This is a genomic window from Pseudomonas sp. RC2C2 (genome assembly GCF_018390435.1).
Classification (GTDB): domain Bacteria; phylum Pseudomonadota; class Gammaproteobacteria; order Pseudomonadales; family Pseudomonadaceae; genus Aquipseudomonas; species Aquipseudomonas donghuensis.
Genome location: NZ_JAHBAX010000002.1, coordinates 245,001 through 256,984, shown reverse-complemented (window position 1 = coordinate 256,984; position 11,984 = coordinate 245,001). Strand labels below are relative to the sequence as shown.

The following is an 11,984-nucleotide window of genomic DNA, read 5'->3' as shown; positions in this document are numbered from 1 at the left end:
GTTCTCGCCCACCTACCCTGCAAGGTAGAATGGACAAAACCGGGAGTTTCAATGAATCACACCAGTCTCAGCGCCGCCGAATACGATGCCATCACCGATGCCGCCGCGCAGTGGTGCCTGCGCTTGCAAGCTGAAGACTGCACAGCCGCCGAGCGGCGCGCGTTCGAGCAATGGCTGAGTGCCAACCCGCTGCACCTGCAGGAATATCAGGCGATGCTGGAAATCTGGCAGACCGCCGACCATCTGCCCCGCAGCGTCCCGGACAACGTGGTGCCCCTGCCACAGCGCCAGCGCAACCACTGGCAGCGTTTCGCCACGGCGGCAGCCATCGCCCTGGTGGCGCTGCCAGCCGGCGCCTGGGTCGGTTGGGAGCAAGGCTGGTTGCCCAATAGCTATCAGCACCTGGAAAGCAACGGCCAGCTCAGCCGCGTTGTGCTCGGCGACGGCAGCGAGGTCGAACTGAACCTCAATACCGAGCTGCGCTTTAGCAACTACAAGGATGAGCGCCGGGTCACCCTGATCAAGGGTGAAGCCTTCTTCAAGGTCAGCCATGACAGCCAGCATCCCTTCGTGGTGCATGCGGCCAATGGCTGGACGCGGGTCACCGGTACCCAGTTCAACGTGTGGAAGTACGATGATCAGGTCAAGGTGACCCTGGTCGAAGGTTCAGTGCTGGTCAGCAGCGATGGCCAGGCCAGCGACAGCAGCTATCGTCTGGGCCCGGGCATGCAGGCCAGCTACAAGGCCGGCGACTACGAGCCACGCCTGAGCCAGACCTACAACCAGGACAACAGCCTGGCCTGGCGCAGCGGCAAGCTGATCCTCGACAACCAGAGCCTGGCCCAGGCCTTGCCAATGATCAACCGCTACCTGGACAAACCGTTGCTGCTGGCCGATGCCAGCACTGGCAGCATCCGCATCAGCGGTATCTACAACACCAGCGAAATCAAGCGCCTGGTCAGCGCCTTGCCCAAGGTGTTGCCGGTCTACCTGACCCGGAACAAAAACGGCAACATGGTGCTCAACCGCATCTCGCCACCTGCCAAAGGCTGAGCCTTGCGCTCAGCCCGTCGCCTGCGTCAGAGCATCATCGCCGCCAGCCAACCGAATGCCAGCAATGGCAGGTTGTAATGGATGAAGGTCGGTACCACGGTGTCCCAGATATGGTGATGCTGACCATCGACGTTCAGGCCCGAGGTCGGCCCCAGGGTCGAGTCCGACGCCGGTGAACCGGCATCCCCCAAGGCTCCAGCGGTACCGACGATGCACACTGTCGCCACAGGATCGAAGCCCAGTTGTACGCACAACGGCACGAAGATCGCCGCCAGGATCGGCACGGTGGAGAACGAGGAGCCGATGCCCATGGTCACCAGCAGGCCGACCAGCAGCATCAACAGCGCACCAATGCCCTTGCTGTGATTGATCCAGGCCGCCGAGGCCTCGACCAGGGACTTGACCTCGCCAGTGGCCTTCATCACGTCGGCGAAGCCTGATGCGGCGATCATGATGAAGCCGATCATGGCCATCATCTTCATGCCTTCGGTGAACAGGTCATCGGTGTCTTTCCAGCGCACGATGCCCGAGACCGAGAAAATCAGAAAACCGGCCATGGCGCCGATGATCATCGAGTCCAGCCACAGCTGGATGATGAACGCCGCCGCAATGGCAACACCGGCCACCAGCAGGGTCAGCGGGTTGTAGCGCACCGTGACCTGCTCGACCTGCTCGATTTTCTCCAGGTCATACTCACGCTTCTTGCGATAGCTGATGAACACCGCCACCAGCAGGCCAAAGAGCATGCCCGCGGCCGGGATGGCCATGGCGTGGGTAACGTTGACGCCGCTGACATCCACGCCGCTGCGGCTGACACTGCCCAGCAGGATCTGGTTAAGGAAGATGTTGCCAAAGCCCACCGGCAGGAAGATATACGGGGTGATCAGGCCGAAGGTCATCACGCAGGCCACCAGGCGCCGGTCGATCTGCAGCTTGGTCAATACATACAGCAGCGGCGGCACCAGCAACGGAATGAAGGCGATATGGATCGGCAGAATGTTCTGCGACGAAATCGCCACCACCAACAGCAGAGCAATCAACAGCCATTTGACCTTGCCGCCGTTGCTATGCCCCTGCCGGTCGATCATGGCCAGGGCGCGATCCGCCAAGGCATGGGCCATGCCCGACTTGGCAATGGCTACGGCGAAAGCGCCAAGCAACGCGTACGACAACGCCACCGTGGCACCGCCACCCAGCCCGCCATTGAAGGCCTTGAGCGTGCCTTCGATGCCCAGGCCACCGACCAGGCCACCCACCAGGGCGCCGACGATCAGGGCGATCACCACATGCACGCGGGACAGGCTCAATATCAGCATGATGCCGACCGCGGCAATTACTGCATTCATTCTGTGACCTCTAGAAACCAGACAAAAAGCGACCGATCCGGCGACAGACTGCTCGCAAGCAGTGGCCGAACGACAGGTATTTTTATGGAGGGCGCACACTCTGAAGCAGACCCCCGCGCTTGTCAAAAAAACGGAGTGTTGCGCCTGCGACAATAAGTCGCCTCAGCGACCGAAAACGACGCATTTCAATTGAACGTTTGAATAAAGAAAACGGCCTCGCGGCCGACATAGTCGGCAGCCTCAATCTTTCAGGATCTAAGGACTTCGCCATGTCGTTCAGACAACTTTCCATACAGTGGAAGATCACCCTGCTGGCCGGCCTGTGCCTGGCTGGCATCGTTACCCTGCTGGTGGGCCTCTCGCTGTATCGCATGGAGCACAGTACGCAACTGGTCAAGGCCAGCAGCATGCAGATGCTCACCGAAGCGGCCCAGGGGCGCATCGAATCCCAGGGCGAAGTCCAGGCCTTGAACATCCGTCGCCAGTTCATGGATGCCTACCAGTACGGTGCCGGTTTCGCCCGCCAGGTGCTGTTCCTGCGCGAACAGGCCGAGAAGCGCTTTCTCGATGCCTTCGACCTGCGCGAGGACATGACCCGCCAGGTACGCGCGGCGCTGCAGGCCAACCCCGATCTGCTCGGCCTGTCGCTGGTGTTCGAACCCAACGCGCTGGACAACAAGGACGCGCTGTTCGTCGACCAGAAGGAACTGGGCAGCAACGAGAAAGGCCGCTTTGCCCTGTACTGGTCGCAACCGACCCCGGGCCAACTGACCTCCATGGCGCTGCCTGAGCGCGACATGAACGACACCAGCATCGGCCCCAGCGGCGAGCCGGCCAACACCTGGTCGGTGTGCCCGCGCACGACCCGCAAGGTCTGCGTGATCGAGCCCTACTTCTATGAGATCAACGGCCAGCAGGTGCTGATGACCAGCATCGTGTTCCCGCTGATGGCCGCCGACAAGGTGATCGCCACCCTGTCCATCGACATCAACCTCAACAGCCTGCAGGCCTTGAGCCAACAGGCCAGCCGCAATCTTTACCAGGGCCAGACCCAGGTCAGTATCCTCAGCCCGGTAGGCCTGCTGGCCGGCTACAGCCCGGATGCCGGCAAGCTGGCCCAACGTTTCGACCAGGTCGACGCGGAAAAAGGCGCCGAGCTGATCCGCCTGCTGGGCGACAGCACGCCGCTGCACAGCCTCCACCACAACCAGCGCCTGAAGGTGCTGGCCTCGTTCGCGCCGATCCCTGGCGGCAAGCCTTGGGGCGTGTTGCTCGACGTACCGGAAAGCGCCCTGACCGGCCCGGCCGAAGCCCTCAAGCAAGAGCTCGACCAACGCAACACCAGCGGCACCCTGATGGAACTGGGCCTGGGCCTGCTGGCGGCCATCGTCGGCCTGCTGCTGATCTGGCTGATGGCGCGCACCGTGACCCGGCCGATCCTCGGCGTGGCGGCCATGCTCAAGGACATCGCCAGCGGCGAAGGCGACCTGACCCGCCGCCTGACCTACGACAAGCGCGACGAACTGGGTGAGCTGGCCGGCTGGTTCAACCGCTTCCTCGACAAGCTGCAGCCGACCATTGCCGAGGTCAAGCGCTCGGTCCAGGCCGCCCGCGATACCGCCGACCAGTCCTCGGCGATCGCCAGCCAGACCAGCGCCGGTATGGAACAGCAGTATCGCCAGGTCGATCAGGTGGCCACCGCTTCCCACGAGATGAGTGCCACCGCCCAGGACGTCGCCCGTAGCGCCGCGCAAGCCGCCCAGGCTGCCCGCGACGCCGACCAGGCCACCCGCCAGGGCCTGGCCGTGATCGACCGCACTACCAGCAGCATCGACACCCTCGCCGCCGACATGAGCACCGCCATGGGCCAGGTCGAAGGCCTGGCCGAGAACAGCGAAAAGATCGGCTCGGTGCTGGAAGTGATCCGCTCGATCGCCGAGCAGACCAACCTCTTGGCGCTGAACGCCGCCATCGAGGCCGCCCGCGCCGGTGAAGCCGGTCGAGGGTTTGCCGTGGTCGCCGACGAGGTGCGCAACCTGGCCCGGCGCACCCAGGAATCGGTTGAAGAAACCCGCCAGGTGATCGAAGAGCTGCAGGCCGGCACCCGCGAAGTGGTCGGCGCCATGGACAGCAGCCATCGCCAGGCCCAGGGCAGCGTCGAGCAGGTCGGCCAGGCGGTCACCGCCCTGCAGCAGATCGGCAATGCGGTCACGGTGATCAGCGACATGAACCTGCAGATCGCCAGCGCCGCCGAAGAGCAAAGTGCGGTGGCTGAAGAGATCAACAGCAACGTGGCTACCATTCGTGACGTCACCGAATCGCTGTCGGAACAGGCCAACGAATCGGCGCGGGTCAGCCAGTCGCTCAACAGCCTGGCCAACCAGCAGCAGGGGCTGATGGATCAGTTCCGGGTGTAACCCCGTGGGAGCTGGCTTGCCAGCGATCGAGCGCAAAGCGCTCGCAGGTGGAGCCTCATGCAGGCCTCATCGCTGGCAAGCCAGCTCCCACAAAAACCTGCCGGCTCTCCTCTACTACACTTGCCAGACTCCCTACCTTGCGAGCGAGGCACAATGAAGCCGATCACCACCCTGCTGACCAGCGCACTCCTTGCGCTGGGGCTGATTACCTGCAGCCACGCCGCCGACAAATCCATGCCCATCCACTTCGGTGACATCACCTGGGAAAGCGGCAGCCTCACCACCGAGATCCTGCGGCTGATCGTCGAGAAAGGCTACGGTTACCCCACCGACACCCTGCCCGGCAGCACCGTGAGCATGGAAGTCGCGCTGGCACGCAACGACATCCAGGTCATCGGCGAAGAATGGGCCGGGCGCAGCCCGGCCTGGGTAAAGGCCGAGCAGGCCGGCCAGGTATTCAGCATCGGCGATACGGTGAAGAATGCCGATGAAGGCTGGTATGTGCCGGCGTACGTAATCAAGGATCTGGCGCCGCACCTGCGTTCGGTGGCCGACCTCAAGCAGTACAAGGCCGTGTTCAAGGACCCGGAGTCCCCCGACAAGGGCCGCTTCCTCAACAGCCCCAGCGGCTGGACCTCCGAGACCGTCAATAGCCAGAAGCTCAAGGCCTATGGCCTGGACAACGACTACGTGAACTTTCGCAGCGGCTCGGGTGCCGCCCTCGATGCCGAAATCACTTCAGCCATCCGCCGCGGCAAACCGGTGCTGTTCTACTACTGGAGCCCTACCCCGCTCATGGGCCGCTACGACCTGGTACGCCTTGAGGAGCCGCCGTTCAACGCCGAGGCCTGGCAGACCCTGACCGATGCCAGCCATCCAAACCCGCAAGGCACGCGCTCACTGCCGGCAAAATTGTCCATTGGTGTTTCTGCGCCATTCAAAAAGGATTATCCGCAACTGGTCGAGTTCTTCGCCAAGGTCGACCTGCCCATCGACACCCTCAACAAGACCCTGGCGCAGATGAGCGAAAAGCGCGAGTCGCCCAAGGAGGCAGCACTCAGGTTCATGCGTGATAACCCGAACATCTGGAAAGCCTGGCTACCCGCCAAGATCGCGGGCAAGGTCGAGGCGAGCCTGTGAGTGGAGGCTTTCCCGAAACGTTGCACTTCTCCTTTGCCGACGCCGTTAACCGCTTCGTTGATTGGCTGGTACTGGCTTACGGCGATCAATTGCGCAATGTCTCCGATGGCCTGCTGCAGGTACTGGTCGGCCTGGAAAACCTGCTACGCCTGACGCCTTGGTGGCTGTTGCTGGTGATCGTTGCACTGATGACCTGGCACGCCAGCCGCAGTGTCGTCCGTGCCCTGGTGCTCAGCGGCCTGTTGTTTCTGATCGGCGTGGTCGGCCTGTGGGACAAGCTCCTGCAAACCTGTGCGCTGGTGCTGGTGAGCACCGGCCTGTGCGTACTGATCGGCATCCCGGTGGGCGTCCTGCTGGCCAGCCGGCCCTTGGCGCGCAAGCTGCTGATGCCGGTGCTCGACGTCATGCAGACCCTGCCCAGCTTCGTCTACCTGATCCCGGTGTTGATGCTGTTCGGCCTGGGCAAGGTGCCGGCCATCTTCGCCACCCTGATCTATGCCCTGCCGCCCCTGATCCGCCTGACCGAACTGGGCCTGAGCCAGATCGACCCGAGCCTGACCCAGGCGGCTCACGGCCTGGGGGCCAGTCGCTGGCAGCGACTGCGGCGGGTGCAACTGCCGCTGGCGATGCCGAGCATCATGGCCGGGCTCAACCAGTCGGTGATGATGGCCCTGTCGATGGTGGTGGTCGCCTCGATGATTGGCGCGCGCGGGCTGGGAGAAGATGTGCTGGCGGGGATTCAGACGCTCAATGTTGGCAAAGGCGTGGAAGCCGGCTTGGCGATTGTGGCGCTGGCGATGGTGATTGACCGGATCACCCAGGCGTATGGCCAGCCGCGTCATAGTTAGCGATTGAGGGCCTCATCGCGGGTCAAGTCGGATCGCCGCACCGCAGCTCCTACATGACCCGCGATGCTATCTGACCTTGCGCGGCAGCTCGATGCTGACCCGCAATCCACCCAACGGGCTTTCCAGCAAACGCATCTGCCCACCCCAGGCCTCGACGATGTCGCGCACGATGCCCAGACCCAGGCCGTGACCATCGACCTGCTCATCAAGCCGGGTCCCGCGCTCAAGGACTTGCTCGCGCGCCTTCTCCGGGATGCCCGGGCCGTCATCATCGATCCACAGGCAATAGTGTTGCGCTTGTTCTTCGATGCTCAGCCGCACTTCGCTGTCAGCCCATTTGCAGGCGTTGTCCAGCAGGTTGCCCAGCAGTTCGAGCAGGTCTTCACGATCCCAGGGCAGCAACAAACCTGCGGGTACCTGCTTGCTCAGTTCCAGGCCTTCACCATGGATCATGCCCAGGGTCGACAGCAACCCCGGCAGCTCGGCATCGCAATCAAACAGGGCGCCCGGCAATGCGTCACCGGCCAAACGTGCGCGGTTGAGTTCGCGACTCAGGCGCTGCTGGATCTGCTCGAGCTGGTCTCGCAACTGGGCACGGACTTCCGGCAGGTCCCTGAGGCGTTCGCTGGAGGCCAGGCTGAGCAGCACCGCCAGAGGCGTCTTCAGCGCATGCCCAAGGTTGCCCAGGGCATTGCGTGAACGACGCAAGCTGTCTTCAGTGTGGGCCAGCAAGTGGTTGATCTGTGCGACCAGGGGCTCGAGCTCTGTCGGCACCTGGGTATCGAGCTGTGACCGCTGGCCCTGCTGCAACTGGGCGATCTGCTCGCGGGCACGTTCCAGCGGGCGCAATGAACGGGTCACGGTGATGCGTTGCAGCACCAGGATCAGCAACAGCGCGACCAGGCCCAGGCCCAGGCCGATCTGCTGCATGCGCCTGAAGCCATCGCGCACCGGGGTATAGTCCTGGGCGACACTGATGGAAATCGCCTGGCCCAGTCGCCGGTAGTCGGCTCGCAGGACCAACAGTTGCTGGCCCTCGGGTCCAAGCTGCAGCCCGGTGTGCAGGCCCGGTGTTGCCGGAGCCGGCATGTCCATGTCCCACAACGAACGCGAGCGCCAGTTGCCGCCGTCGAAGTCGATGCGAAAGTAATAGCCCGAGAACGGCCGCTTGTAGGCCGAGGAGATCCGTCGCTCGTCCAGTTCCAGCCCAGTCTGGCCGCGCACCAGGGCAACCAGCAGGTTTTCACTCTCCTTGCGCAGCCCCGTCTCCAGGTAGCGTTGCAGTCCGGCTTCGAACAGCCACAGGCTGAGCTGGGCCAGGACCAGCCCGACCAGCACCAGTACCGCAATCAGGCCAAGGCTCAAGCGTGCCTGGATCGACTTCACTCGCTGCTCCCGGCATAGCGGTAGCCCTGGCCGCGGCGGGTCTCGATCACACTGCGGCCAAGCTTGCGGCGCAGGTGGTTGACGTGCACTTCCAGGACGTTGGAATCCCGTTCGGTTTCACCGTCATAGAGGTGTTCGGCCAGGTGACTTTTCGACAGGATCTGTTGCGGGTGCAGCATAAAATATCGCAGCAGGCGAAACTCGGCAGCGGTGAGCTGGATGTCGACGCCGGCGCGGGTCACACACTGGCGGCCTTCGTCCAGCTGCAGGCCGGCGGCGTCCAGGGTCGGCTGGTTGGCAAGCCCGCGCGCACGGCGCAGCAGCGACTGGATACGCAGTTGCAGTTCTTCCGGGTGAAAGGGCTTGCTCAGGTAGTCGTCGGCGCCGGCCTTCAAGCCCTCGATACGCTCGGCCCAGGAGCCGCGCGCGGTGAGGATCAACACCGGTGTCGCCAGGCCAGATGCGCGCCACTGGGCCAGCACCTCGAGGCCCGGCAAGCCGGGCAGCCCGAGGTCGAGAATGATCAGGTCATAGGGTTCGCTGCTGCCCTGGTAGACCGCATCCCTGCCGTCGGCCAGCCAGTCGACCGCATAACCCTGGCGTTGCAGGCTCTGGGTCAGTTCATCTGCCAGCGGCACGTTGTCCTCGACCAGTAACAGGCGCATCAGTCATCTTCCTCGTCTTTGAGCAGCGCTCCATTGGTAGCGTCGAGCTTGATCTCGCGCACCACGCCTTCAGGGGTCAGCAATTCGACCTCGTACTCGTACCTGTCGTGTTTCTGTTCCAGCTCCGCCTCCAGCAATGTCGCCCCGGGATAGCGTCCCAGGGCGTCTTTGAGCAGTTGCTCCAACGGCAGGATGATGCCCCGCTCGCGCAGTTGCAGGGCTTCGTCCTGATCGAGGTCGCGGGCCGAAGCCAGCGAGCAGAGGGCCAACAGCGCAATGAGAACGGTCTGTGCTGCTCGCATGCAAGGGCTCATCAGGTGTCCTGAGCGTCCTTGAGGACTTCGCCGGTCTTGGCATCGAGATCAACGTCCCACTCGACGTTCTGGGCGTCACGCAGTTCGACCTTGTAGATATAGCGACCGTACTCGTCTTCCAGTTCGGAATCGGTGACGGTTGCGCCTGGGTGCTTGGCGATGGCGGCGGCCTTGAGTTCGTCCAGCGACTTGATGCTCTTGGCGTTCACCAGTTTTACCACTTCATCAGGCTGTACATCTTTAGCCAGCGCGACGTTGGCGCTCAGGGCAAGGGCAGCAGTGGCGAACAGGGCAGTCAAAGTTTTCATCGTGTCTCTCCGTTGAGATCAAAAATGTTTCTACGGGGCCTAGAGTACCCAACCGAACTTAATTGAAGCTGAAAACAACTGGCGACATGATAGCGCAGCCCTGCCCCACATCTGGACCGCTGTTCTTTATAATTACCGGCTCAAGACCGCGAGGCCCGTATGAGCGCAATCCATATCAAGTACCCGGCCCTGACCCTCAAGGCCGGCAGCCGTGCCCTGCAACGCATACGCGAAGGTGGCTTGCAGGCAGCGGATGTGGGTGTGTTGCCAGGCGCTGCGGGCGGCCCCAAGGCTTTGGGCATCCAAGGGCTGGACCTGGCATTGTTCGGCCAGTGGTTACCCGGCACACCGCGTGAACGGGCGCTGATCGGTGCCTCGATCGGCTCCTGGCGCTTCGCCAGTGCCTGCCTGCCCAACCCGGCCCAGGCCCTGCAGCGCTTGGGGCAGCTGTACACCGAACAGGACTTTGCCAAGGGTGTGACCCAGGCTGAAGTCAGCCGCAGCTGCGAGCGCATGCTCGATGAATTGCTCGAAGGGCGCGACGCGCAGGTCCTCGAAAGTTCGGACTATCGCCTGAACATCATGGTGGTAAAAAGCCACGGGCTGCTTGCCCATGATCATCGCGGGCGCCTGGGCATGGGCCTGTCATCGGTGATCGCCGACAACCTGATCGGCCGCCCGCGCCTGGCCCGGCACTTCGAACGGATCATTCTTCACGATGCCCGTAGCGGTCCGCCGTTGCAGGCACTGACCGACTTCCCGTCGCGCTACCTGGCGCTGGATATCAACAACCTGCGGCATGCCCTCCTGGCTTCCGGGTCGATCCCCATGGTCATGCAAGGCGTGCGCGATATCCCCGGCGCAGGCCAGGGGACCTACCGTGATGGCGGGCTGCTCGACTATCACCTGGACCTGCCCTACGCCGGTGACGATATCGTGCTTTACCCGCACTTCACCGACAAGGTCATCCCCGGCTGGTTCGACAAGGCCCTGCCCTGGCGCCGCGGTGACGCCCAACGCTTACGTAATGTCCTGCTGCTGGCACCCTCGCCGCAGTACCTGGCCAGCCTGCCCTACGGCAAGCTGCCGGACCGCAGCGACTTCAAGCGTTTCATGGGGGATGCCGGTAGCCGCCAGCGTTATTGGCACAAGGCAATGGCCGAAAGCCAGCGCTTGGGCGACGAGCTGCTTGAGCTGATAGAAACCGGCAAGCTGCACACGCATCTGCAACCACTGAAGTGACCATGCTGGTAAACTGACAGCCAGCATTGGTTTACAGAGTCAAGACATCGTGGAAATTTTCAAAGAGTTTACATTCGAATCGGCACACCGCCTGCCCCACGTCCCTGAAGGGCACAAGTGTGGTCGCCTGCATGGTCATTCGTTCAAGGTTGCCCTGCACCTGACCGGCCCGCTCGACCCGCATACTGGCTGGATTCGCGATTTCTCCGAGATCAAGGCGATCTTCAAGCCACTGTACGAGCAACTGGATCACAATTACCTGAACGACATTCCTGGCCTGGAGAACCCGACCAGCGAAGTGATCGCCAAATGGATCTGGGATCAGGTCAAGCCGCTGCTGCCGGAGCTGTCCAAGGTACGGATTCATGAGACCTGCACCAGTGGTTGCGAGTACTACGGCGACTGAATCGGTAAATGGATGTGAAGAGACCACCCTGCGGGGTGGTTTTTTTTCGGCTGGTTTTCACTCATGTGGGAGCGGCGGTGCGACGCTCCCACAGACGCCAGAAAGACAAAACCCCTACCTGCGTACGCAGATAGGGGTTTCGGAATTTAATCTTGACGATGACCTACTCTCACATGGGGAAACCCCACACTACCATCGGCGATGCATCGTTTCACTGCTGAGTTCGGGATGGGATCAGGTGGTTCCAATGCTCTATGGTCGTCAAGAAATTCTGTTGCCAGAAGGTCTTGTTTAAGACACTCCAGCGAATCGGGTATGTGATGTTTTGTGAGTTACAAATTCTCGGCTTTGCAGTCTTCACAACACCGCAATCTGGCTTTCGCTCAAATTGCTTGGGTGTTATATGGTCAAGCCTCACGGGCAATTAGTATTGGTTAGCTCAACGCCTCACAGCGCTTACACACCCAACCTATCAACGTCGTAGTCTTCGACGGCCCTTCAGGGAGCTCAAGGCTCCAGTGAGATCTCATCTTGAGGCAAGTTTCCCGCTTAGATGCTTTCAGCGGTTATCTCTTCCGAACATAGCTACCCGGCAATGCCACTGGCGTGACAACCGGAACACCAGAGGTTCGTCCACTCCGGTCCTCTCGTACTAGGAGCAGCCCCTCTCAAATCTCAAACGTCCACGGCAGATAGGGACCGAACTGTCTCACGACGTTCTAAACCCAGCTCGCGTACCACTTTAAATGGCGAACAGCCATACCCTTGGGACCGGCTTCAGCCCCAGGATGTGATGAGCCGACATCGAGGTGCCAAACACCGCCGTCGATATGAACTCTTGGGCGGTATCAGCCTGTTA

Annotated in this window: 11 protein-coding genes and 2 rRNA genes (1 of these 13 only partly in view); 6 read left to right on the top strand and 7 right to left on the bottom strand. The window is 62.1% G+C overall.

Annotated features, from left to right (window positions below):
* Positions 1 to 51: 51 nt before the first annotated feature.
* A complete protein-coding gene (locus KHO53_RS19630) occupies positions 52 to 1,053 on the top strand; it encodes a FecR family protein (RefSeq protein ID WP_010226595.1) in 1,002 nt (333 codons plus the stop codon).
* Positions 1,054 to 1,079: 26 nt separating this feature from the next.
* Here the strand turns inward: KHO53_RS19630 and KHO53_RS19625 are convergent, their stop codons facing one another.
* Positions 1,080 to 2,399 carry a Na+/H+ antiporter family protein gene (locus tag KHO53_RS19625; RefSeq protein WP_010226597.1) on the bottom strand — a complete coding sequence of 440 codons (1,320 nt, stop codon included), beginning with the start codon at positions 2,397 to 2,399 and terminating at the stop codon, positions 1,080 to 1,082.
* Between the two features lie 269 nt (positions 2,400 to 2,668).
* On the opposite strand from KHO53_RS19625, the gene KHO53_RS19620 reads away from it, so the two are divergent.
* From KHO53_RS19620 to KHO53_RS19610, 3 genes are all read left to right on the top strand, one after another.
* Positions 2,669 to 4,816, top strand: a complete 2,148-nt coding sequence (locus KHO53_RS19620; RefSeq protein ID WP_213570684.1) for a methyl-accepting chemotaxis protein — start codon at positions 2,669 to 2,671, stop codon at positions 4,814 to 4,816.
* 153 nt (positions 4,817 to 4,969) lie between these two features.
* Entirely contained in the window at positions 4,970 to 5,956 is a 987-nt protein-coding gene (locus tag KHO53_RS19615) for an ABC transporter substrate-binding protein (protein WP_010226601.1), read from the top strand.
* The gene (locus KHO53_RS19610) at positions 5,953 to 6,804 is read left to right on the top strand and encodes an ABC transporter permease (RefSeq protein WP_026001520.1); all 852 of its coding nucleotides are present in this window, start codon (positions 5,953 to 5,955) and stop codon (positions 6,802 to 6,804) included. Before KHO53_RS19615 ends, KHO53_RS19610 begins: the two co-directional genes overlap by 4 nt.
* 66 nt (positions 6,805 to 6,870) lie before the next feature.
* Here KHO53_RS19610 and KHO53_RS19605 read toward each other — a convergent pair whose 3' ends face one another.
* Genes KHO53_RS19605 through KHO53_RS19590 form a run of 4 tightly spaced genes read right to left on the bottom strand, consistent with a single transcriptional unit; the run spans position 6,871 to position 9,477 of the window.
* On the bottom strand, positions 6,871 to 8,190 hold the full coding sequence (locus KHO53_RS19605; RefSeq protein WP_010226605.1) for a sensor histidine kinase: 1,320 nt from the start codon (positions 8,188 to 8,190) through the stop codon (positions 6,871 to 6,873).
* A complete protein-coding gene (locus tag KHO53_RS19600; protein WP_010226607.1) occupies positions 8,187 to 8,855 on the bottom strand; it encodes a response regulator transcription factor in 669 nt (222 codons plus the stop codon). Before KHO53_RS19600 ends, KHO53_RS19605 begins: the two co-directional genes overlap by 4 nt.
* Positions 8,855 to 9,157 carry a PepSY domain-containing protein gene (locus KHO53_RS19595; RefSeq protein WP_010226609.1) on the bottom strand — a complete coding sequence of 101 codons (303 nt, stop codon included), beginning with the start codon at positions 9,155 to 9,157 and terminating at the stop codon, positions 8,855 to 8,857. The genes KHO53_RS19600 and KHO53_RS19595 overlap by 1 nt, the downstream gene beginning before the upstream one ends.
* Positions 9,158 to 9,168: 11 nt before the next feature.
* A complete protein-coding gene (locus tag KHO53_RS19590; RefSeq protein WP_010226611.1) occupies positions 9,169 to 9,477 on the bottom strand; it encodes a PepSY domain-containing protein in 309 nt (102 codons plus the stop codon).
* Between the two features lie 159 nt (positions 9,478 to 9,636).
* Here KHO53_RS19590 and KHO53_RS19585 point away from each other — a divergent pair, with 159 nt between their 5' ends.
* Both KHO53_RS19585 and queD read left to right on the top strand, forming a co-directional pair.
* Positions 9,637 to 10,719: a patatin-like phospholipase family protein gene (locus tag KHO53_RS19585; protein ID WP_159388327.1), complete on the top strand. Its 1,083-nt coding sequence runs from the start codon at positions 9,637 to 9,639 to the stop codon at positions 10,717 to 10,719.
* A 49-nt stretch (positions 10,720 to 10,768) separates the two neighbouring features.
* Complete coding sequence (gene queD, locus KHO53_RS19580; protein WP_010226613.1) at positions 10,769 to 11,125, top strand: 6-carboxytetrahydropterin synthase QueD; 357 nt, start codon at positions 10,769 to 10,771, stop codon at positions 11,123 to 11,125.
* A 150-nt stretch (positions 11,126 to 11,275) separates the two neighbouring features.
* Here queD and rrf read toward each other — a convergent pair.
* Positions 11,276 to 11,391, bottom strand: a 5S ribosomal RNA gene (rrf, locus tag KHO53_RS19575).
* 137 nt (positions 11,392 to 11,528) lie between these two features.
* Positions 11,529 to 11,984, bottom strand: a 23S ribosomal RNA gene (locus tag KHO53_RS19570); it runs 2,434 nt beyond the window's last position.